Origin of the sequence: Amazonocrinis nigriterrae CENA67 (genome assembly GCF_016056305.1) — a bacterium.
Taxonomy (GTDB): domain Bacteria; phylum Cyanobacteriota; class Cyanobacteriia; order Cyanobacteriales; family Nostocaceae; genus Amazonocrinis; species Amazonocrinis nigriterrae.
The window spans coordinates 1-21,190 of record NZ_JAECZC010000063.1 but is presented as its reverse complement, the minus strand read 5'-3'; the positions used below and the strand labels follow the sequence as shown (position 1 = coordinate 21,190).

The window sequence follows — 21,190 nt, the reverse complement described above, 5'->3', positions numbered from 1 at the left end:
TTAAGATAACTTCTTTGATTCTTAAAAATTTTGTGTTTTTTGTTATGCTAATATATTACTATTTATTATATATTCACTATTCCTAATAGTAATGCACTTAATGAAACCAAAACTAAGAAAAAAACTATTGCAAATACTAATAGTACTATTGTTAACACATTTAAGTCAGGATACTCTTTTAGTTCAAGTTCTTTAGCAAGTAAATCAAATTCCTTCTTTGTTATTTTCCATTGATTAACTCCATATAAAGCTATGAATAGAAAAGACGCACTCATGAGAGAGGGAAGTAGCAAAGAATATTTGATATATTGTTTATTTGGATTGGAAAAGTAAAACGTTAAAATACCACCAGTGACAGCAAAAAATAAGGTATTGGCCTTGAAAGCAGATTCAAAATAAAACTTATAAAGCTCTATCCATAGATAGTATTGCTTCCAGATAAAATCTTGTTTTTCTGAGTTATAATTCATAGTTTTTTTTAAATATAATTTTGATTTTGTAACCATAATTAAGCCAGGACTAAAGTTACATGAGGTATGTTAATAATTTTACATAACTTATTTATTGAATTGTGAAAAATCTATTTTTTGTACTTATTTGCTTATGTTGCAACGTAAGTTGTAAGTATTATGGCTCCTGCAACCCATGCAGATGGATTAGAAAGACCAAAAACGTGTAATGCCGTAATGATAGGAGTCATATACAATCTCCAGGTAGTTGTTACATGTTCCAGTTTGCCTACTTTCCTCTACTTACACCAGGCAACTTTAGCAAGTTATTTTCAACTTATTTTCAACTTAAGCGTTTCAGAAATAAACAACAGCGATCGCCCACATCAACCCCATCATCAGCAGTGCGATCGCCTGTAGTAAACTAGCAGGTGCGATCGCAGTCAAGTTAATTTCAACTTAAGGCTTTTGTAAATAAACCAGAGCGATCGCCTACATCAACCCCATCACCAGAAGTGCGATCGCTCATTGGACACAGTTGCTCAGAGTGCGATCGCATAAATTGACAGTAATAGCTAGGATAAGTTTTATTGTTGGCGATATACCGTTCGCGCTAGCGTCTCCAAAGGAGAAGGCATTAAGCTTCGCTTATCGCTTATTTGCGAGAGTTGGCTACTTACTTTACTCGTAAAAGAATGGAAAAAGTTGTTCTTCAGGAATGTATTTACTTACCTGTCTAAAAATAGCTTTGCAAGTTCCTGTATCTCACTGCCGATGTAATGGTATTGTTAAAGTCTCTTTTTGTTCTACACCAGAACGACGCAACTTAATATGATTGCCCTTTTGGCTGTGTACTTCAAAGCCAAACTCACCCAAAATATCAACAATCTCAACACCTGATAATCTTTTGAGTCTAGGCATATTTTAGTTGGAGTTCAAAAGTTACCATTAGAGAAGGTTTATCTACTAAGCCAAATTGAGTTGGATCTTCGTCTTCTAAATGCAAAGCGACTGCTTCACGAAGGTTATGAACAACTTCATCCAGAGTTTCTCCCTGAGTTACTACGGAAACTTTTAGACATTCTGCTACGTATCCGTGTTGTTCACCTGGATGAATTACTGCTCTAATATTCTGCTTTAACTCCATAAGTCATCTTAAGATTCCAAAAAGTATATTAAGTTAAGTTATGCTTTTATGTTAAACCATTAACTATGAATAATTCGTATCTGCAACAAATCAGAGCGTAGGCGTAGCCCGTCGTAGACATCGCCCACATCAACCCCATCATCAGAAAAGCGTAGGCGTAGCCTGTCGTAGACATCGCCCGATAGAAGATGTTTTATCTCTGGCGATCGCTTTTGAGTCTTTTGATTAAAACTTATATGACAGCGTATATGCTACCATGCAGAAATGGCGATTAAAATTGTAGTTGATACTAGCGTTTTTATTAGTGCGCTTATTAGCTCTCAAGGCTCCAGTCGAGAACTTATCCGACGCTGCTTGAAAGGAGAATATCAACCTTTAATGGGAAATGCTTTATTTTCTGAGTATGAGTCAGTCATTCAGCGTTCAGAAATTATCGCCAAATGTCCATTAACGAGTGAAGAAATTTCGGCTTTACTAGCATCATTAATGAGCGTAAGTCAATGGGTTTATATCTACTACTTATGGCGACCAAATTTAAAAGATGAAGCTGACAATCACTTAATTGAATTAGCCGTCGCTGGAAATGCACAGATTATTGCCACTCATAACGTCAAAGATTTCCACAATGCTGAATTGTTATTTCCTAACTTATTAATATTAAAACCAGAAGAAATTATTAGGAGTTAAACAAAAATGGGAACTTTAACTATTCGTTTACCAGACGATAAACACAACAGATTAAAAGAACTTGCTCAAGCCAAAGGCATAAGTGTCAACAAGCTGATAGAAGAACTTTCTACCATAGCTTTAGCAGAATTTGATGCCCATACGAGATTTAAAGCAATGGCTGCGACTGGTAACCCAGAAGCAGGCTTAAAAATACTAGCTAAACTTGATACTCTAACAGAATAGAACTGATAGCACGATGATATAAACACTTAATACCTAATTGCCATCTCTAAGTATTACGAAGAATTGGTTAATATTTCCATATTTATATCAAGGAGTAAAGATGGCACTCCTTAATATTTTGTTGTATTATTTTTGCTTTTTTACGTGGATTCACTGCTGTATCATAGCTAATCAATCCAGCAGATTTATGGATTCCGTATATCTCCCCATACATTTCGCTTAACAAATATGTTACATAATGTTTAAGAAGTATTGCAGAATATTTTCAATTAATTTCATGAGAATTTAAATATTGTTTTTAGCTATTTTTATATTTAATTATTAAATTTTAATTAATTATTTTTTTATATTGGGTAAAATTAATAATTAGAATAATTTTTTCTAATTATTTATTAGTAGCAATCTTAACTTATGTAATAGCGTAAAATTTCCAAATATGGTAATCCCTAAAACAGAAGTAGATATTTATATTGGAAAGTTTTTAAATAACCGCTATTTAATAACAGATTTGATTGGCAAAGGAGGAATGGGTAGAGTCTACCTGGCAGAGGATACAGCCAGAGGTAGTAAACAAGTTGCAATCAAAATTCTCATGGTGAATTTAGGAAGTCAGCAAATATCCCAACGTTTTGCCAGAGAAATTTTTATTGGCGCTCAATTGGGGCGTAAAAGTAGAAATATTGTGCGTGTGTTGAGTTATGGCATGACAGAAGATAAAGCTCCCTATTTTGTCATGGAATATCTCCAAGGGAAAAATTTGAAACAGATTCTTAAAGTTGAGCCGCTAGCGATCGCTAGATTTTTAGAAATTTGTCAGCAAATTTGTTTAGGTTTACAATGCGCTCACCAAGGTATCAGCCTGAAAGGAGAAATATATCCTGTTGTTCATCGAGATATTAAACCAGAAAATATATTCATTATTGAAAATACCAAAGGTGAGATTGTGAAAATTCTCGACTTTGGTATTGCCAAGTTTTTAACAGAGCGGAGTGGGATGACACTCACTGATTCTTTTATTGGTAGTTTACCTTACTGTTCTCCAGAACATATGGAAGGACGCAAACTTTTAGATGTGCGTTCTGATATTTACAGTTTAGGAGTACTGATGTTTGAAATGTTGACAGGTAAACATCCATTTCAGACAGAAAGTCACTCATTTGGTAGTTGGTATCAGGCTCATCGCTTTCAAACACCACCTGCATTTGAAGAAGTGAATTCCCAAGTCAAAGTTCCACAGGAATTACAACAATTAGTGTTGATGTGTTTGTCTAAAGAGGTAAGCGATCGCCCACAAAATATGAGTAGAGTTTTAAAAATATTAGAAATTATTCAATCGCAACTTCATGAGCATCAACCCAGTGTTAGCGATATCTGGCAAACCTTACCCACAGTACAATTAGTTCCTGTAACTTCAATATCAGAAAAAGAGTGTTTTCAGAAAAATTGGCCTAAAAATAAACCAATTGCTCCAATTGGTTTTCCTAATTTATTACATACATCTCAAGGTACTGTACCAACTTTTTGGGCAATGTTGCCCCAACAAGAAATTGCAAAATTACTAGATAACAATCATAGCATTGAATTTATTGGTAAAATGCATGTATACCCAATGTTATTGTGGGTAACAGTGTTATATGATGCCCATATTTCTCTCACACGCTGGCTCTCTTGTTTCTTAGATATGAAAGATAATAGAGGGCAAAAAATAGTCCATAGTTTAGCAGAAAAAGGTTACTATCATTTGTTATTTTTTCCTTTAGAAGAACCAACTACTTGTGCCCGTGTTATGACTTTAATCCTGACTGCTTACCAGCGGCAACAACTTGTAGATTGGCTAAGCAATCAAAAATCAAATGAATTGATTACATCCAAACAAGCCAAAAATCTGCTAAAAACAGAATACGAAAAACTCAAGTTGGAAATTGTGCAAAATTTGGCAGTCAATCCACAGATGGGTAAAACTAGTTTTAGAAATTGGGTATCTAATTTATTTGAGAGATTTTTACAACTTTTAGCACCTCAGTAAAATCTAATAAAATTAGTTTATCCGATTTTTAAATTGATAATTATTAAGTTTAAATTGCGGTAACACCAGAGGTTATAAAAGTGAATAAAAGGGTATTTGCATCACCACAGACTACAGGGTTACTTGCCAAGCGTTACCAACTTAAGCAGTTAATTGGAAAGGGTGGCATGGGGGAGGTTTTTTTAGCAGATGATGTTTTACTAGGAGGAATACCAGTTGCTGTTAAATTTCTTTCTCAGACTTTCGTCAACCACAAAATGCAAAAAGACTTTGAGCGAGAAGCAAGCACGAGTGCAGCTTTAAGCCAAAAAAGTTTACATATTGTGCGGGCTTATGATTATGGTGTCAGTGAAGAAGGCAAACCATTCTATGTAATGGAATATCTGAATGGCAGGAGTTTAAAAGATTTAATTCCCATGCCTTTACCCAAATTTTTGACCCTAGCACGCCAAATTTGTTTAGGCTTACAATGCGCTCATCAAGGTATTAATATTGATGGTAAAATTTATCCACTAGTTCATCGAGATATTAAGCCAGCTAATATACTAGTTGTCCCAGATCCGATCTTGGGTCAGTTAGTCAAAATCCTTGATTTTGGCATCGCTAAATTTGTAAATCATGCAGCTTCAATCAGCACAAATAAGGGATTTAATGGCACTTTACCCTACTCTTCGCCAGAACAACTAGAAGGGGTAGACTTAGATAGTCGCTCTGATATTTATAGCTTGGGCGTAATGATGTTTGAAATGCTCACAGGTGCTAAACCTTGGAAGCCAGAAACAGACTTATTTGGTGCTTGGTATAAAGCACATCACTTTGAAGTACCACGAGCGATCGCAGACGTTAACCCCCAACTGAAAATACCCCAACAGCTAAATGACTTAATTATGGCTTGTCTGGCGAAAAACGCCAGCGATCGCCCACAAAATATGACAGCAATACTGCAAGTATTAAATAGCCTAGAAAAGTCCAATTGTCCCAATTTCCCCACAAATTTATCCTCCAGATCCACCCCTACCACTCCCTCGGGTTCTGGATTACCCCTTGCAGTGGAACAATCCTTTTGGCAACTTGTGTGGCCCCAAGATAAACCCATTCAAGAAATAGTTTTTCCCCAGCTTCTAGACACCGCACAAGGAACTATGGCCACACTGTGGCTGATGTTACCCAAACAAGAAATTAAAAAACGTGCCCTTTCTAGGCGTTACAACCAGTTTATATTTGTCACATCTCCCCACCCGATGCTGCTGTGGGTGACAGTACTCTACAATCAAGAACTTGGCCCCAAGTGGCTACCCTGCTACCTAGACATGCAAAACCCCCAAGTTCATCAAGTGGTAAGTTCATTGGCAGAACATGAACGCTACCCTTTGATTTGCTTTACCCTAGAAGCACCCCATAGCTGCGCCAATGTTCTCAGCAGTCAAATTGATCCTACTCAACGCCAAACCCTGAAAGTTTGGCTAGAACAAAGCAAAAATCTACCACATTCTGCTCAACCCCAGTTGAGTAAACATTTGTTAAAGCAGCAGTATAAACAACTGCAATCCCGCATCCTACGGCATCTGGCATCAAAATCACAGTTTGTAGTATCCAGTTAAAGATGTATGCTACAATCTAGGAGTGGGACAGGAAAAAAAAATTTGAACTACTCACTCCAAAACACTTGACAAATAGAAAAAAAATAGGCATACTAAGAAAGTTGCCAACAAATGGCAATCAAGGGACTGTAGTTCAATTGGTTAGAGCACCGCCCTGTCACGGCGGAAGTTGCGGGTTCGAGCCCCGTCAGTCCCGTAGAAAAGCTGATTGATAACTGATGACTGATGACAGTTAGCAGTAAACTAACTCAGCACTTGTTATAGTAATCATGCTTTGTGAAAGAGAGAATCAACTGTGACTGTTAGAGTCCGTATAGCTCCGAGTCCAACCGGAAATTTACATATTGGCACAGCCAGAACAGCTGTATTTAACTGGCTATTTGCCCGCCACCACGGTGGGAAATTTATCCTGCGAATCGAAGACACAGACCTAGAGCGATCGCGCCCCGAATATACTGAAAATATCCTCACGGGTTTGCGCTGGCTAGGATTGAACTGGGATGAAGGCCCATTTTTCCAATCCCAACGCCTAGATTTATATAAACAAGCGGTAGAAAAACTCCTAGACCAAGGATTAGCTTATCGCTGCTACACCACCTCTGAAGAATTAGAAGCACTACGAGAAGCCCAAAAAGCTAGAGGCGAAGCCCCGCGCTACGATAACCGTCACCGCAACCTCACCCCAGAACAAGAAGCCGCCTACAAAGCCGAAGGACGCAGCTTTGTAATTCGCTTCAAAATAGCAGATGAGCGAGAAATCGTCTGGAATGACTTAGTACGGGGAAGCATGAGTTGGCGAGGTAGCGATTTAGGTGGTGATATGGTCATCGCTCGCGCCTCAGAAGCAGGTATTGGTCAACCACTATACAACTTTGTGGTTGTAGTTGATGACATAGACATGCAAATTACCCATGTCATCCGGGGAGAAGACCACATAGCCAACACTGCTAAGCAAATTCTGCTGTATGAAGCTTTAGGAGCAAAAATCCCAGAATTTGCCCATTCGCCCCTAATTTTGAACATGGAAGGGCGCAAGCTTTCTAAGCGGGATGGAGTCACTTCCATTTCTGACTTTAAACAAATGGGTTTTACAGCTGAAGGCTTGGTCAATTACATGACCTTACTGGGTTGGTCGCCGCCAGATGCTACTCAGGAAATATTTACCTTAGAAGCAGCAGCCAAAGAGTTTGGCTTTGAGCGGGTGAATAAAGCAGGCGCTAAATTTGATTGGGCTAAACTGGATTGGTTGAACAGTCAGTATATCCACAATATGCCAATAGATAAACTCACAGATTTAGTAATACCTTATTGGCAAGAAGCTGGATATAAATTTGATGGAGGACGAGAACGCCCTTGGTTAGAGCAGTTAGTAGCTTTAATTAGCCAGAGTTTAACTCGTTTGGTAGATGCTGTCGCCATGAGTCAACTGTTTTTTAGCGAGATAGTGGAATTTAGCGATGAAGCCAGCCAGCAACTTAAACAAGAAGGTTCTGCTGCGGCTTTAGAGGGAATTATCACAGCTAGTGAAAATCAGCCCCAACTCACAGAAGCAGCCGCACAGGAGATTATTAAACAAGTAGTCAAAGCCCAAAACGTCAAAAAAGGCTTAGTGATGCGATCGCTCAGAGCAGCCTTAACTGGAGACGTTCATGGCCCAGATTTGATACAATCCTGGTTACTGCTCAATCAAATTAATTTAGATAAGTTGCGGTTGAGTAAAGCAATAGCAGCAGCTAATTAGCAAAAAACAGGTGCGCGAAGCGCAAAGAGCAATGGCTGAGGCTTTGTACCTCGCAGGTCTATGATTTATATCTTGCACCAGTTCCCACATCCGCCTCAGAATAAACTCTGAGGCTAATAACCCAAGTTGCTAGTTATGCGGGAGTGCGATCGCAAGCGACCACTTAAGCAATAAAATCCCCTCCAGTCAGAAAATTCGGAGGGGTATATGTTAACGTGAGTCTCCAACGCAGGCGCACCTACGGGAAGGGCGAAAGAAAATAGGACTTACGCATTGACAGGAAATGGACTATGTGCATTACCTTAAAGGGAAGTGAAGCGGGATGAATTAGCATAGGTCAAAGCCTCATGCTGGGGAGCCTACTCCCAGTATACTTTGCCTAAAAGAAGACATTCTCGGCAAAGTTAAGCATCTAAAAATCCTTGAGTGAAACACTTGTCTAGTTATGTTTGAATGTCTAGATTGCAATAAGTGACAGCTTCCCTAGCATTACGCCAAGATACAAGCGAGAACTAACTACCTTAACACCAATCTCATTCTTTAGTTAGAGGTTAGGTTTAGTTGAAAGCTTTAAGGTTCTGGTGTTGATTTGTAGTAGTTAATTTTTTTAGTAGTCTAGAAGGCTGATACGAAGGGTAAATTTTTTCAAGAGACTTCTACATACCTCTGGCTAATAAGCTTTTATCCTACACTGTTCTTTGCTCCTGGTATTAGGGTTTGGACAAACAAATTTGTCCAAACTGCGATAAACAAAGCACCATACAGCAAGCACGGGAGACAATAGACATGAGCCAACCAATTAAAGTTGAAAAGACGGTAACGATTAACAAACCAGCAGAGGAACTCTACCGCTTTTGGCATAACTTTGGGAACTTGCCGCGCTTCATGAAGCATCTCAAAGACGTAAAAGTACACAATAATAAGCGAGAGTCCTCCGGACACGCTACGCGAACGCACTGGACGATCAGTGGGGTGTTAGGTGGAAGTGTTGAATGGGATGCAGACATCATTGAAGATCGGGAAAACGAATTGATTGCTTGGGCTTCGGTTGAAGGTGCAGATGTTGATAACTCTCGTTCTGTCCGCTTCCAGCCAGCACCCGCCAATCGCGGTACAGAGGTCAAGGTCGTCACGGAATATAACCCGCCTGGTGGTGCGATTGCATCTGTGTTTGCCAAACTCTTCGGCGAAGAACCAGAACAGCAGATTGGAGATGATTTACGCCGCTTCAAAATGCTGATGGAAGCAGGCGAGATTGCAACAACAGAAGGTCAACCAAAGGGAGGTTAAAGATTATGGTATTACGGTGTCAACTACAGATAGTAATTGGCAAAGCCAAGGCCCAAACCCGTTGACAGTAGGAGATGTGGTTAGGGCATTGCAATGGACGTTTACCCCTAGTTCAGCCGATGTGGATTTAGGCGCTCAAGAAACTTTAAAAATAGATATTAGCAAAATCAAGACGAGTCACCCAACAGGTGCAACTAAGTTGTATTTGGGTTACAAGTATGTGCCAGAGTATCAGCATGGAGAGTTTATTTACCCGATTGAGAAAGCGCCTCTGGTGTTTGATGACTATAAGGTGGGTATTGGTACATCAAAACCAGCAGAGAGTCTGCATATCACAGGTGGTAACTTAAAAATTGACGAACGCATTAAAGACAAAACCGGATATGTGATGCCAGTAGGCAGTATCCTCCCTTATGCAGGTTCAACAGCCCCAGAAGGATGGTTATTCTGCGATGGTCAAGAATACACTACCAGTGAATATCAGGATTTGTTTGATGTGATTACAACTCAATACGGCGGTACTGAAAGTAATTTTAACGTGCCCAACCTTCAAGGACGAGTACCTGTAGGGTACAAGGAGAATAACACTAATTTCAGTAGTCTAGGCCAAACAGGAGGAGAGGAAAGAGTAACCCTCGAAGAAAAACATATGCCAAATCACAACCACTTATATGATGACCATTACTTTGTGCCATGCGGTCGTCCAGCACAAGGAGGTGGAAACTATACACCTGATGAGGTGGGAAAAAACGGAACATATGAAAATCAGTCAACAGGAGGTACAGGCGGTGGAGAGTCTCACAATAACTTGCAGCCATATCTAACCGTGAATTTCATTATCAAATTTTGAATCCAGTCTGGTGGCTTTGTTCTTGTATACCTCAAGTTGCAATACCTTTCAAAACCTTGAGAAGGTTGGACTTTAACCTTGTTGCAGTCGCCCTCATATACAATGACAATGCACACGGACTTGATATAACCTCACTTTTTCCACTCATCCTCATTGAAAACCGCAATAAAAAGCGATCGCACTTGTGCAATCATCAATTAATCTGGTTGTATTTCAAAAGCGATCGCTCCAATTAATCCTTCACAAAAGGGTGAAAATAATTCACATCTACCAGCAAATAACGAGAGTTTTTATCTGATGATTTATCAGAGCGGATAAAGAGCGATCGCACTTGTGCAATCATCAATTATTATGTTTGCTTTTGAGAAGGCGATCGTAAACAATTTTTTGCACAAAACTCAAAATACAACATTGTTTATGAGGATCAAAAACAATGACAGTTATCAATCTTGAAGAGGGAGCCACCATTGTAGATTTGGCTCAAAAAGTGCTAGATATGTCGGAATTAGGTATCGATCTAAAACCAATTCCAGAAATCCTAAAATATTGCCCTGTTCAATATGCTGAATACGAAAAACAGACAGAAAAAACTATAATTAGCTTTTCTCTCAGATTCATCCTAGCAGAAGATGAAGAGGGAGATATCACAAAAGAACTAACAATTAGCGTTACCTTTGAACACAAGGTAAATCCAGAAACAAAAACCTATACAGTTCAATTAGGAATTCCTCTTTCAGAGGAACTAAAACTCATTTGCGATGCTACCTTTAAGGACAGGACGAATACTGATATTCTGGTACTTTCTAGCAGTATAAGTAAAGCTGTGCCACTAAACCTACTGGAAGGGGCTTTACCCAGTCTAGAAGGATTAATTCCCGATGAGTTAGAATTTGGAACTAATCAAAATGTCTTGTTCGTGTTTACTCAACCTGACTCAACAAGCACTAACCCGAACAATCAGAGAAAATTTATCATAGGTCTTGGCATTAATGGCAACCTTGACCTATCCCAACTACCTCTAGTTGCTAGTCAATTGCCTCCAGAGCAAATCACTCCGAATTTTACCCTTGAGCTTTTAGTTGCCCTCCAAAATTTTGAGCCAAAAGAACTCAAAGCAATCAATAAATTACTGCTAGAACTAGCGACACCTCTAAAAATTAACCCGCCAAGTTCTTCTGGAAACAAACTTTATAAAGGTGTCGGTGTAGCTATTTATTTTAGCTTACTAGGATATGAACGCAGCTGGTTTACGCGGTTAAAACGAAGCACTGGCAGTGGTTCGATTAACCCCAGTAGTAGCAGCACGATCCAAGTTGGGAATTTCCAGCTACTCTCTTCTGGCGTCAGTACCAGTACCCCAGACGATAGTGTTGTGACTGTTGCAGACAACGGGGCTTGGTTGTCAGTACAGAAGTCTTTCGGGCCAATCCATTTTGAAAAAATCGGACTGGTGTACAAACGAGGAGAAATTCACATAGTTCCAGAAATAGTTCTTGAGGTTTCTAAGTTTAGTCTCTCACTCGTTGGGGTTTCTATTAGCTCTCCTTTGCTGTCAGCGACGGACTGGTTAAGCAACTCAAGCTAGAGGAGCAAGATATCTGGGTTGTTAATCCCAAAGCATTTTCTTTGGTGACGGATGCGTTTATTCCCTCGAAGAAAGCTTTTGTTAACACCCAGGAGCAAACTTATGAGACTAGTAGCAACTTTGGCATTAGTTCAATGGCAGTTGAGGTAGATGACTTAGAGTCAGAACACCACGTTAGGATTACTAGGTCAGGAATTTCTATTGAAGGTGAATTCAAGTTTGAACCTGTAACCAAAAAAGCTCCAACTGGACTGTGGGGAGAGCCTCGTCTTACTAAAAAAGGAAAATTAGAGCTTCCTGATGTCAATGCAACACAATATATAGATAATGTTCTCTCTGGTTTTTGTATCACCCCAGTCCCAGAGGCTAAACCATGCGATACCAAAGATATTCCCATTGCTCGATTGCAGTATGATACTGACCAAATCAGTTCGGCTTATTCTTGGGAAACTTTAGAAGCTTTTGCGGGAATCCTCACCGGTGATGACCACGATCAAGAACGTAGAGAGAAGATAAAGACCACCGTTGAGACTAACTCTCAGCGAGATTCAATATTACAAGCACTGGGATTTGATCTCAGCCAAGCAGTTGATATTAACGCTGCTGCGATCGCTGATGCTTTTATCTTTGCACCACGAGTCAAATAACAGGATATCAGAAATCAGGCTCATTGTATTGACCAATGACCAATGACTAATGACTAATGACTAATGACTGAAAAGGATCTGGCAATTATGTCTACAACTACTCCCTCAAAAGTTGAGTTTCTCCAGTACAACCAAGATGTGATGGAGATTGGAATCTATGAAATTGAAGTCGAACAAACCATCACATCAAGCAAAATTGACCAACAATTGCAACCATTCACTTGCAAAATGACTTTTGTCGTCTCAGGAGAACGGTTTGGGCCTCTATCGCCTTCAGATATCTATGCCGTTTTCCCACCTCAAGATAGCTTGGGAGAACATCATTACGTCGTACCCCACATCACTCTCAAGCGTAGCACTTTACCTTGGGAACGTTTCCCTGGAACAAGTGATGAGGAGCTTCCTTGGTTGGTTTTACTGCTGTTGCGAGAAACTGATTTTGACAATGAGCAAGATAAACCGAAACTGCAAAGCCTGACACTCAAAGACTTACTTGCAACTCCCGATACTATCAAATTTCCTCAGATCACACTCGAACTCGGAGGACAACATGAGCAAGAGGCGGTGACGGTTATTGATGTTAAAAAGAAATACTTGCAGCCTGTTCTTCCCACTAAAGCCGATCTCGCTTACCTCGCTCATGCTCGCCAACCTAAAGATGCAGAGGGTAATCCTCAAGGGGAACAACTAGCAACGCTTGGCAAGTTGGACGGATGTTAACGCTGCAAAATCAACGACTTGCTACCGAACTATTCAACTGGAAACGAGAAAATGCTCAATTTCTCCTACAATTGCAACAAGAGGCAATTAACCGACCCTTACGCAGTAGGCAATTTTTGGCAGAGACACCAACTCCAACAGAAATGCCAGAGGCGATCGATGATTGGTTTAGCAAACTGGAATTATTGCAAGGAGTTCCCTTCAACTATTTAGTTCCCGATGAACGCCTGCTTCCAACAGAATCTATTCGTTTCTTTTGGGTGGATTCGTTTTGGGTAGACTGTTTGCAAGATGGAGCTTTTAGTGTTGGACGAGTCACAGCTGCTGAGTCAGAGCAAGACAAGAAAATTCGCTCTTTACCAGCTAGCAAAACATTGAGCCAAGAACAACCTCTAATTACGGGATTAATTTTGCGATCGCAAGTCGTCTCTGGTTGGCCTAACTTACTGATTGACGGTTACGATGCTGTTGTTGATAGCGAGGATTTCGTTGCACCCAGTGAAGCCCAACTCTTAGAACTCTTGCGGATGGAAAAATTAGCTAAGGATGTGTTAATTTGCCTATTTAAAGGAGAAGTCAAGACAGTAGACATTCACCTGCAACCAGAAGCAATGCACTTTGGTTTGGATATCAAAAATGAAGCGACAAATGAATTTTGGCAAATATTACGCAATGCTAATGGTGAAGAGATGGATGGAGATCCGAATCCTTTGGTAGCAGTTGATCCAATTCCCTGGAGTCATCAAGAAAAAGGTGTGATTGATATCAAAGCATTAGTTGAGGAAATGAAGAAAAAGAAAGATGAATTGAACTTGGGCGATGATCCGTTTACTTCTGCTCAATTTGCTTTGCAGATGATTGAGGGAGTACAAAAAGTTAGGTTTACTTGGGAGCAAGGGCAATAAATTTGCATTGGTAGGGGTTCCAAGCCCCGTCCAATGCCGTATTCCCCTACCCCCACTCAGCCACTAGCCTGCGGCAACGCTTCGCGAATCTGCGCTTCGCTCGCAATGACTATAATTATTTTTGACCATTTATATCATGTCCGCTCAATTACCCTTAATATCCGCGCTTACCCCACCCCGCCAAAGCGATGCTTTGTCTCCCTGCCTCTAATCCCCAGAGGGGGCCCCGAGTTCCCCTTAGTAAGGGGAGCCACTGCGTTGGGCGGCTTTGCCGACTTGAAGCAAGTGGCGTGAGGGGTTGAGGGTGGGGTGTTTTTATTATGGGCAATTTGCCGGACATCATATTACTTAACTTAGTTTTTAAGCGATCGCATTCATATCCCCTCCAAAAATTTAAGCATGAAAATGGAGCGGTCAGCAGGAGTGTGCCGCACGGTTTGTAAGTTTGTTCGTAGTCAGTTAGGGGTTAGAGTGAAATTAGACTTAAGAGACATCCTTTGAGGATGCAGTGGGTTTTACCACTAATCGGTCTAAGCTATACGAAGAAGATTTAACACCCTGCAAACAGATTGTCCAAAAATAATTTTCTCCTCAGAAATTGAGTTGCCGCTAGAATTATGATTCAGTCAGCAAACTGGGAGAAGTTAGAACAAAAACATCTCTGACTCCTTGAGCATCTGTCTGCGGTTTTATAGGAGTAGTAAAGTGGAAAAACTCATGGTCATTGACTAATAATAGTTCTCCTGAGTTGAGAATTTTACTAAACACAGGTTTCTCTTTTTTAGCAGTATACAAATGTGTCTCTCCACCTTGAATATTTTCTCTATTAACAGAGAATATTCCTATAAAATCAGTACCATCTTGATGAATACCTTCAGGTGCTGGATTCCCCATATTATCTGGTGAACAGGTAGTCCTGATTTGATGCACTCCTATTTCTGCTTCTGGGTGTAGTTTACAGGAATCAGTAAATGCAAAGACTAGTTTTTTAAAGATATCAAGTTCTATTAGGGCATCATCTAATTCTGCAAACTCTCTTTTAATATCTCCCAACAATGGATTGTATTCTTTGCTTTGAAAGAGGTATCCATGAGGTAGTTTAATCAAGCGATCGCCAGAAACTATAAACTGAGATAATCTTCTTGAGCGATAGTTGCCTTTGATATAAGGATCAACAGGCAAGTTGTTAAAAAATGTTTTGAAACCTTCTGTATTAATTGAATTTACCTTTCTCAGAGTAAACAGAAAGGCATATTCTAATTCTGTTCCTTCCCATACTTTTTGCATAGGATTGACCCCTTTACTATTTAAATCCTCTCGCTTTTTTCTTTGTGAGAGGCTTATATCACTAAGTCTATGCTACTTTTTATTAAATTGTCGTTAATTTGACTACAGAAATTGACAAATCGTGATAAAGAAACTTTGACAAAGTGACCGTAGGTCATTAAACATTGGGAATTGAAGAACTATAGCAGGGAATAGAGACAAAAAGCTTAGATGACAAGCATTCTAGCTCATCAATCTATCATTCGATGTCTGTCCACCGCCATAGTTGCATAGACTAGTTAAGTGCGATAACTGGCTTTGTGGTAGCTAGTTGTTACTATTTCCGATGTATAGCAACAAGGTTTAATAATGACTGATTGGCTTTACCGCTACCCACCTCTATATCCTGGTATTCTGCTGAGGCGCTACAAGCGCTTTTTTGCTGATGTTCAACTTGCTTCTGGCGAAATAGTGACAGCACATTGTCCGAATACAGGGCCCATGACTGGAGTCTCAACTGTTGGTAGTGCGGTGCAACTTTCCAAAAGCGATAGTGCTAAGAGGAAGTTAGCTTACACCTTGGAATTAATTCAGGTACACGATAATGAGCCGACTTGGGTAGGTATTAATACTGTTTTGCCCAATCGCATAGTGAAGCTAGCTTTGGCAACACATCTTTTCCCAGAATTGGGTGATTATAGTCAAATTAAAAGCGAGGTGGTTTATGGGCTAGATAAAAAAAGTCGAGTGGATTTTTTCTTGACAGGGAGTGACGAGCAACGCCCGATTTATTTAGAAGTAAAAAATACAACTTTGGCGCAGGGAACCTTAGCACTGTTTCCTGATACGGAAACTACAAGGGGACAAAAGCATTTGCAGGAACTGATGGCGCTGCTACCCTTAACTCGTGCGGTGATGCTTTACTTTATCAATCGTGGTGATTGTACTGAATTTGCTCCTGGTGATACTACTGACCCCATATATGGTAGGTTATTGCGGGATGCGATCGCTCTTGGTTTAGAAGTCTTACCTTGCCGTTTTGACGTTTCTCCAGAAGGCATCCGTTATTTGGGTTTAGCAAAGCTGAAAATTTGAATTAGGAATTTTGCCTTGATTATTCTTGTTATGGGTGTGTCTGGTTCAGGAAAAACCACCATCGGACAACTACTGGCGGCTTCATTACACTGGGAATTTCAGGACGCTGATTCTTTTCACTCGCCAGAAAATATAGAGAAAATGCGTCACGGTATCCCCTTGAACGATTTAGATAGAATGCCGTGGCTGCTAGCTTTGCAACAGGCAATACAAAATTGGTTGCAAGAAAATAAAAATGTCGTGCTGGCGTGTTCGGCATTGAAAGCTAGCTACCGCGAGTTTTTGTTGGTGGATAGCGATGGCATCAAACTAGTTTACCTCAAAGGCTCTTTTGAGTTGATTCAACAACGGCTGCAACAGCGCCAAAGTCACTTTATGACCGAAAAACTCCTCAATAGCCAGTTTGATACCCTAGAAGAGCCAGAAAACGCTCTTATAGTTGATGTTTCACAGCCACCAGAGTTGATTGTGGAAGACATTAAAACCGTTTTGGGGATTTAGGCAATTGATGGGTAGATTTTCAGATAAATCATGGCAGATAAGTTTCCCATCATTGAAGTTCCGTTTGATGCCCCTGAAATTATTGAGGATTTGGGCACAAAAGAAAAGTTCTGGTTCCGTCATCCTAATTTGGGTCGTTGCTTATTCAAGAAAACTAGACCAAACACCGGAGAAGATTGGGCAGAGAAAATTGCAGCTGAGTTGTCTGATTTACTTGCGTTACCCCATGCTGATTATGAATTAGCTACATTTAATGGAGAAGATGGAATCATATCACCATCTTTTTTGCCTGAAGGTGGAGTTCCTACTCTTGGTAATGAAATTTTGACTGCAATAGTATGTGATTATCCACAAGATTCTAAAGACCTGTCCCAACACACAATTGATAACATATCCAATGCTATAAAAAATGCTTCAGTTAATTTGCCTATCGGCTCGATACCACCACAGAGAATTAACACTGCAATGGAAATTTTTGTGGGATATTTACTTTTGGATGCGTGGATTGGAAACACTGACCGACATCATGAAAACTGGGCATTCATAAGTTTGCAAGAGAAGATTTATTTAGCACCAACTTATGACCACGCCTCTAGCATGGGTCGGGAAATTTCGGATGAAAAACGACAGATGAAGCTTAACAACAATTCTGTCATAGGGTATGCTGAAAAGTGTCCTTCTTTGATTTATGCTAGTGGTAGCGACAAAAAACGCCTAAAAACTTTTGATGCATTTCGTGAAGCGCAACAGCGCTACCCAGAAGCAGCCAGCCTGTGGTTAAACAATCTAGCAAGGGTGTCCAGCGATGATACGTTAGAACTCTTTGAGCGTATTCCATCTAATCGCATATCAGAAACAGCAATTAAATTTGCACTGGAGATACTGCAATTTAATCAAAGTAGGCTAATAAAGCTGCGAGACACCCTATGAAAAAACTTTTTTTAGCTTGGCAAGATCCAAAAAGTCGCGCTTGGTTTCCCATTGGTCGGTTAACATTTGACGGAACGAAGTACCAGTTTATTTATACCCAAGGTGCAGCAGAAGCTGAACTCAAGTGTGAATTTCAACCGTTGCTCTCTTTCCCAGAGTTAAACAAGGTGTACACATCAGTTGAACTATTCCCCTTGTTTTCCAATCGATTAATGCGTCCCTCTCGCCCCGACTACAATAATTATATTGAATGGCTGAATATCCCACAACATGAGAACGATCCAATAGCCATTCTTGCTCGAAGTGGTGGACGCAAAGCAACGGATGATTTTGAAGTTTTTCCTTGCCCAGAGCCAGATGAAAATGGTTTATACCACATCCATTTTTTTGTACATGGACTGCGACATCTTCCAGCTTGTGCTACTGAACGAATCAATCAATTGCAAACGGGCGAACTTTTATATTTAGCGAACGAATTTCAAAATCCCTATGACCCGCGTGCATTGCTTTTATGTACTAAGGATCACTATATTGTAGGCTATTGTCCCAGGTATATTGTAGATGATGTTTTCAAACTCAAGGACAAAAATTCAGAACTTGTAAAAGTAGAAGTTGAGCGCGTCAACCCAGTACCAACGCCACTTCAGCTACGTTTGTTGTGCAATATGACCGCACAATGGGATGAAGACTTTCAACCATTTTCTAGCTGGGAGTATCAGCCGTTGGTGACAGATATCCCAGCTGAGTTTGTAACTTCCTAAAGTTGATGTGTGGCTAGAAAAGCTGCAACTTCAGCAGCAGTGGGTTGAGAAGCGATCGCTCCTGCTTTAATGGTAGTTAGCGCCCCCACAGCACTAGCATAGGTGACAATCTGTTTGGCGATTTCTGCATCCCGCAATTTTTGTATACCATGCTGACTTAGCTGGTGGATGAAACCTGCTAAAAAGCTATCCCCTGCACCAGTGGTATCAACGACATCGACAGCAAAGGACGGTAATGTGCCTTCGTTCTCACCTAAGCAATAAGCGCAACCTTTGTCGCCGTCTGTAATGAGTACCCCTTCAACTGAATCTAGACGGTAAGTAATAGCACCTGGGTCTATGGTATTAAATAGCCATTCTGCCTCTTCTTTAGCAAGTTTGAGAAAATCGACTCGCTTAAATGTTTCTTGAATTTTTTGTCGAGCAATATTAGGGTCTTGCCAAAATACAGGCCGCCAGTTGACATCTAGTACAATTTTCAGATCGTATTGTTCTGCTAAATCTAGGGCGCGGTAAATTGCCTGTTCACTTTCAGGATAGGCTAATTCCAAAGTACCCAAAACCAGAAAATCTGCTTCTTGAAATAGCAAATGTGGTAATTGTTTGGCATCTAGACGCGTATCGGCAAATTCAGTGGTATCATACTGACCAAATCCTGCAAAAGTGCGATCGCCTGCTAGATCCCGCGTCACATAAACTTGCCGCGTTGGTGCTGTGGGATGGCGTTGCACTCCAGTTGTATCTACACCAACTTCCTGTAATAGCTTCACCAGTGCATTTCCTGGTTCATCTTCACCAACGGCTCCAATAAATCCTGCGGTCGTTCCCAACTTCACCAAAGCACAGGCAACATTAGCTGGCGCCCCCCCTGGATAGGGAGTCCAAGATTTCACTTCTTCCAGCTTTAGCCCTAATTGATCGGCTAAACAATCAAACAAAATTTCACCGAGGCACAAAACACGCGGATTGCTCATTTCATTTTAGATTTTAGATTTTCGATTTGGGATTAGGAATATCAGTATAAAATCTACAACAATCTTTACTCATCTGTCGCCAGTTTTGAAAATAGGAAAATAGCAACTTTTGCTACTGCCAAAAGGTATATATAATCTTGATATCTACTTTTTTATCTCAGTAATTAAGCAATTAATATTCAAATTAAGTAATTAATAATACTAAAATACTGAAATATGACTATTAAACTGAAATATGGAGTTGAAATAATTAAGAAAATATTGTCAATCGTATTACTGCTAATAGTTGAAACGCCTACCAACAAAAGAATCTTCTAGAATTAAAAAGAGTGATTAAGTACATATACCAAGGGAGGAAAGAATAAGTCATGGCTGGTGGCGAGTCTCAGACCCCTGTTAGTCTGTCAGACAGAGAACTGCAAATTATCGACTTAGTGGCCGCTGGCTTAACTAACCAAGAAATTGCAGCACAACTGGAAATTAGCAAGCGAACAGTTGATAACCATATCAGCAATATTCTCACCAAAACCCAGACGGAAAACCGAGTGGCTTTAGTCCGTTGGGCTTTGCAGTGGGGTAAAGTCTGCTTGAATGATGTCAATTGCTGCCCACTGCCCAACCAGAACGATTAGACCATTTACTAGTAGAGATTCGATCAATGGCGTTTGGCAGACGCTAGCGATCGCGTCTAGTATGGCGATAAAATTCATCTGGTATGCAGCCAAGGCAAATATGACGGTTGACTAATTGTTTTCCTCCTCACGCCTTTATTTCCGTGGAATGGGAATGGGGCATGGGGGAGGCAGTGCGTTGCGGGGGTTCCCCCCGTTGTAGCAACTGCCGTCATAGGGCATAGGGCATGGGGCATGGGACATAGGGCATGGAAACTGAGGACTAAGGAAAGAGTTTCCCAATCCCCAATCCCCAATCCCCAATCATCAACAAAAATTAGCAACAATCTACTGCCTCAAGCGCTACATTTGTAAGAAATCTATGTTGCTCCATCGGTTTGGGGAGCAGTGTTCTTATGGATACTTCTGCTTCTGTTCAAGGTGGCTTGTCTGTTTTTGACTGGTTTAACTTTGATTTGACGACGCCTCAACCCACGCAAGATGCCGATTTACTCAGGCATCTGTCGTTTATTCCAGGGTTGAAAGAAATTATTATACTGCGGCAAGTTCACGCCCTAGAACACGCTACTGTATGGGTTCTGAGTGAATCAAAAAGTGTTCATACTTCCATACCACAACCAACCAGTATTCAAGCAGATAACGAATTATTAGGTGGGTTGTCTACGGAACAGGGATTCTACCTATATGGTGAAGTGAATATCAGTGATTTGCGACGTGCAGTCACATTAGGTCTACATCGCCTTACAAGTGGTGAATGGGATTTGGCTGTACATCCTCGTTGCGGCACAAATTTATCAGTAGCGATGGTATTGACTGCTGGGCTAGCTGTGGGTGTAAATCTATTACTACCATTTCGACCATTTGAGCAACTTATAGGTTTGGGATTAGCAGCTACGACAGCGGCTGAACTCGCACCTGATATAGGCTCTATGGCACAGCGATACCTCACAACTGCTATTCCCTTTAACCTAGCAATTGAAAATATTACCCGTACACGCGATGTTTGGGGGCGCGAAGCACATTTTGTAAAGGTGAACTGGCGAGAGTGAACAAAGCAAGGGAGCAGGGGAAGCAGGGGAGCAGGGGAGCAGGGGAGCAGGGAAGCCAAGGAGAGAATTCTTACATAATTTACCCCCATCGCCCCCATCTCCCTCATCT

Annotated in this window: 22 protein-coding genes, 1 tRNA gene and 1 pseudogene; 18 read left to right on the top strand and 6 right to left on the bottom strand. The window is 40.6% G+C overall.

Annotated elements, in window-relative coordinates; translation table 11 throughout:
* Positions 1–65 precede the first annotated feature (65 nt).
* The 4 genes from I8748_RS25680 to I8748_RS35835 form a co-directional block, all read right to left on the bottom strand.
* A complete protein-coding gene (locus tag I8748_RS25680; protein WP_214662757.1) occupies positions 66–470 on the bottom strand; it encodes a hypothetical protein in 405 nt (134 codons plus the stop codon).
* A gap of 744 nt (positions 471–1,214) precedes the next feature.
* A complete protein-coding gene (locus I8748_RS25675; RefSeq protein ID WP_198127353.1) occupies positions 1,215–1,370 on the bottom strand; it encodes a type II toxin-antitoxin system HicA family toxin in 156 nt (51 codons plus the stop codon).
* A complete protein-coding gene (locus I8748_RS25670; protein ID WP_198127352.1) occupies positions 1,363–1,596 on the bottom strand; it encodes a type II toxin-antitoxin system HicB family antitoxin in 234 nt (77 codons plus the stop codon). The genes I8748_RS25675 and I8748_RS25670 overlap by 8 nt, the downstream gene beginning before the upstream one ends.
* Before the next feature lie 46 nt (positions 1,597–1,642).
* A complete protein-coding gene (locus I8748_RS35835; protein WP_263976683.1) occupies positions 1,643–1,771 on the bottom strand; it encodes a hypothetical protein in 129 nt (42 codons plus the stop codon).
* Positions 1,772–1,860: 89 nt separating this feature from the next.
* On the opposite strand from I8748_RS35835, the gene I8748_RS25665 reads away from it, so the two are divergent.
* The 12 genes and pseudogenes from I8748_RS25665 (at position 1,861) to I8748_RS35345 (ending at position 13,873) form a co-directional block, all read left to right on the top strand.
* A complete protein-coding gene (locus tag I8748_RS25665; RefSeq protein ID WP_198127351.1) occupies positions 1,861–2,283 on the top strand; it encodes a putative toxin-antitoxin system toxin component, PIN family in 423 nt (140 codons plus the stop codon).
* 6 nt (positions 2,284–2,289) lie between these two features.
* Positions 2,290–2,508, top strand: coding sequence for a toxin-antitoxin system HicB family antitoxin (locus tag I8748_RS25660; RefSeq protein WP_198127350.1), 219 nt, complete (start codon positions 2,290–2,292; stop codon positions 2,506–2,508).
* A gap of 436 nt (positions 2,509–2,944) precedes the next feature.
* On the top strand, positions 2,945–4,534 hold the full coding sequence (locus I8748_RS25655) for a serine/threonine protein kinase (RefSeq protein WP_198127349.1): 1,590 nt from the start codon (positions 2,945–2,947) through the stop codon (positions 4,532–4,534).
* Between the two features lie 80 nt (positions 4,535–4,614).
* Positions 4,615–6,135, top strand: coding sequence for a serine/threonine protein kinase (locus tag I8748_RS25650; protein WP_198127348.1), 1,521 nt, complete (start codon positions 4,615–4,617; stop codon positions 6,133–6,135).
* A gap of 122 nt (positions 6,136–6,257) precedes the next feature.
* Positions 6,258–6,331, top strand: a tRNA-Asp gene (locus tag I8748_RS25645).
* Positions 6,332–6,430: 99 nt separating this feature from the next.
* Positions 6,431–7,876 (top strand): glutamate--tRNA ligase, encoded by a 1,446-nt coding sequence (gene gltX, locus I8748_RS25640; RefSeq protein ID WP_198127347.1) that lies wholly within the window; start codon positions 6,431–6,433, stop codon positions 7,874–7,876.
* A gap of 747 nt (positions 7,877–8,623) precedes the next feature.
* Positions 8,624–9,166: pseudogene (locus I8748_RS25635) on the top strand (SRPBCC family protein); the annotation flags it as partial.
* Complete coding sequence (locus I8748_RS25630) at positions 9,132–10,016, top strand: phage tail protein (protein WP_198127345.1); 885 nt, start codon at positions 9,132–9,134, stop codon at positions 10,014–10,016. The pseudogene I8748_RS25635 and the gene I8748_RS25630, both read left to right, overlap by 35 nt.
* A gap of 433 nt (positions 10,017–10,449) precedes the next feature.
* A complete protein-coding gene (locus I8748_RS25625; protein ID WP_198127344.1) occupies positions 10,450–11,601 on the top strand; it encodes a hypothetical protein in 1,152 nt (383 codons plus the stop codon).
* A gap of 44 nt (positions 11,602–11,645) precedes the next feature.
* Positions 11,646–12,248, top strand: a complete 603-nt coding sequence (locus I8748_RS25620) for a hypothetical protein (protein WP_198127343.1) — start codon at positions 11,646–11,648, stop codon at positions 12,246–12,248.
* A 63-nt stretch (positions 12,249–12,311) separates the two neighbouring features.
* A complete protein-coding gene (locus I8748_RS35350; protein ID WP_225896549.1) occupies positions 12,312–12,968 on the top strand; it encodes a hypothetical protein in 657 nt (218 codons plus the stop codon).
* Complete coding sequence (locus tag I8748_RS35345) at positions 12,962–13,873, top strand: hypothetical protein (protein ID WP_225896548.1); 912 nt, start codon at positions 12,962–12,964, stop codon at positions 13,871–13,873. The genes I8748_RS35350 and I8748_RS35345 overlap by 7 nt, the downstream gene beginning before the upstream one ends.
* A gap of 615 nt (positions 13,874–14,488) precedes the next feature.
* Here the strand turns inward: I8748_RS35345 and I8748_RS25610 are convergent.
* Positions 14,489–15,160 carry a 2OG-Fe dioxygenase family protein gene (locus I8748_RS25610; RefSeq protein WP_198127342.1) on the bottom strand — a complete coding sequence of 224 codons (672 nt, stop codon included), beginning with the start codon at positions 15,158–15,160 and terminating at the stop codon, positions 14,489–14,491.
* A 348-nt stretch (positions 15,161–15,508) separates the two neighbouring features.
* Here I8748_RS25610 and sfsA point away from each other — a divergent pair, with 348 nt between their 5' ends.
* Genes sfsA through I8748_RS25590 form a run of 4 tightly spaced genes read left to right on the top strand, consistent with a single transcriptional unit; the run spans position 15,509 to position 18,426 of the window.
* On the top strand, positions 15,509–16,234 hold the full coding sequence (sfsA, locus tag I8748_RS25605) for a DNA/RNA nuclease SfsA (protein WP_198127341.1): 726 nt from the start codon (positions 15,509–15,511) through the stop codon (positions 16,232–16,234).
* Between the two features lie 15 nt (positions 16,235–16,249).
* Positions 16,250–16,735, top strand: coding sequence for a gluconokinase (locus tag I8748_RS25600; protein WP_198127340.1), 486 nt, complete (start codon positions 16,250–16,252; stop codon positions 16,733–16,735).
* A 30-nt stretch (positions 16,736–16,765) separates the two neighbouring features.
* The gene (locus tag I8748_RS25595) at positions 16,766–17,665 is read left to right on the top strand and encodes a HipA domain-containing protein (RefSeq protein WP_198127339.1); all 900 of its coding nucleotides are present in this window, start codon (positions 16,766–16,768) and stop codon (positions 17,663–17,665) included.
* Entirely contained in the window at positions 17,662–18,426 is a 765-nt protein-coding gene (locus I8748_RS25590) for an HIRAN domain-containing protein (RefSeq protein WP_198127338.1), read from the top strand. Before I8748_RS25595 ends, I8748_RS25590 begins: the two co-directional genes overlap by 4 nt.
* On the opposite strand, the gene I8748_RS25585 is transcribed toward I8748_RS25590, so the two are convergent.
* Positions 18,423–19,400, bottom strand: a complete 978-nt coding sequence (locus I8748_RS25585) for a carbohydrate kinase family protein (protein ID WP_198127337.1) — start codon at positions 19,398–19,400, stop codon at positions 18,423–18,425. The two genes, I8748_RS25590 and I8748_RS25585, sit on opposite strands and share 4 nt — an antisense overlap.
* Positions 19,401–19,768: 368 nt before the next feature.
* On the opposite strand from I8748_RS25585, the gene pedR reads away from it, so the two are divergent.
* Together pedR and I8748_RS25575 are read left to right on the top strand one after the other, a co-directional pair.
* The gene (gene pedR / locus I8748_RS25580; RefSeq protein WP_096553902.1) at positions 19,769–20,032 is read left to right on the top strand and encodes a photosynthetic electron transport-dependent transcriptional regulator PedR; all 264 of its coding nucleotides are present in this window, start codon (positions 19,769–19,771) and stop codon (positions 20,030–20,032) included.
* 395 nt (positions 20,033–20,427) lie between these two features.
* Positions 20,428–21,081, top strand: a complete 654-nt coding sequence (locus I8748_RS25575) for a DUF6391 domain-containing protein (RefSeq protein ID WP_198127336.1) — start codon at positions 20,428–20,430, stop codon at positions 21,079–21,081.
* The last annotated feature ends 109 nt before the right edge of the window (positions 21,082–21,190 follow it).

What these genes read in the sequence shown, in the direction of transcription:
- I8748_RS25585 (WP_198127337.1), bottom strand. Translation starts at nt 19,400, where the DNA reads ATGAGCAATCCGCGTGTTTTGTGCCTCGGTGAAATTTTGTTTGATTGT.
- I8748_RS25670 (WP_198127352.1), bottom strand. Translation starts at nt 1,596, where the DNA reads ATGGAGTTAAAGCAGAATATTAGAGCAGTAATTCATCCAGGTGAACAA.
- I8748_RS25595 (WP_198127339.1), top strand. Translation starts at nt 16,766, where the DNA reads ATGGCAGATAAGTTTCCCATCATTGAAGTTCCGTTTGATGCCCCTGAA.
- I8748_RS35350 (WP_225896549.1), top strand. Translation starts at nt 12,312, where the DNA reads ATGACTGAAAAGGATCTGGCAATTATGTCTACAACTACTCCCTCAAAA.
- I8748_RS25680 (WP_214662757.1), bottom strand. Translation starts at nt 470, where the DNA reads ATGAATTATAACTCAGAAAAACAAGATTTTATCTGGAAGCAATACTAT.
- I8748_RS25590 (WP_198127338.1), top strand. Translation starts at nt 17,662, where the DNA reads ATGAAAAAACTTTTTTTAGCTTGGCAAGATCCAAAAAGTCGCGCTTGG.
- I8748_RS25625 (WP_198127344.1), top strand. Translation starts at nt 10,450, where the DNA reads ATGACAGTTATCAATCTTGAAGAGGGAGCCACCATTGTAGATTTGGCT.
- I8748_RS35345 (WP_225896548.1), top strand. Translation starts at nt 12,962, where the DNA reads ATGTTAACGCTGCAAAATCAACGACTTGCTACCGAACTATTCAACTGG.
- I8748_RS25575 (WP_198127336.1), top strand. Translation starts at nt 20,428, where the DNA reads ATGGATACTTCTGCTTCTGTTCAAGGTGGCTTGTCTGTTTTTGACTGG.
- I8748_RS25655 (WP_198127349.1), top strand. Translation starts at nt 2,945, where the DNA reads ATGGTAATCCCTAAAACAGAAGTAGATATTTATATTGGAAAGTTTTTA.
- I8748_RS35835 (WP_263976683.1), bottom strand. Translation starts at nt 1,771, where the DNA reads ATGTCTACGACAGGCTACGCCTACGCTTTTCTGATGATGGGGTTGATG.
- sfsA (WP_198127341.1), top strand. Translation starts at nt 15,509, where the DNA reads ATGACTGATTGGCTTTACCGCTACCCACCTCTATATCCTGGTATTCTG.
- pedR (WP_096553902.1), top strand. Translation starts at nt 19,769, where the DNA reads ATGGCTGGTGGCGAGTCTCAGACCCCTGTTAGTCTGTCAGACAGAGAA.
- I8748_RS25675 (WP_198127353.1), bottom strand. Translation starts at nt 1,370, where the DNA reads ATGCCTAGACTCAAAAGATTATCAGGTGTTGAGATTGTTGATATTTTG.
- I8748_RS25610 (WP_198127342.1), bottom strand. Translation starts at nt 15,160, where the DNA reads ATGCAAAAAGTATGGGAAGGAACAGAATTAGAATATGCCTTTCTGTTT.
- I8748_RS25665 (WP_198127351.1), top strand. Translation starts at nt 1,861, where the DNA reads ATGGCGATTAAAATTGTAGTTGATACTAGCGTTTTTATTAGTGCGCTT.
- I8748_RS25660 (WP_198127350.1), top strand. Translation starts at nt 2,290, where the DNA reads ATGGGAACTTTAACTATTCGTTTACCAGACGATAAACACAACAGATTA.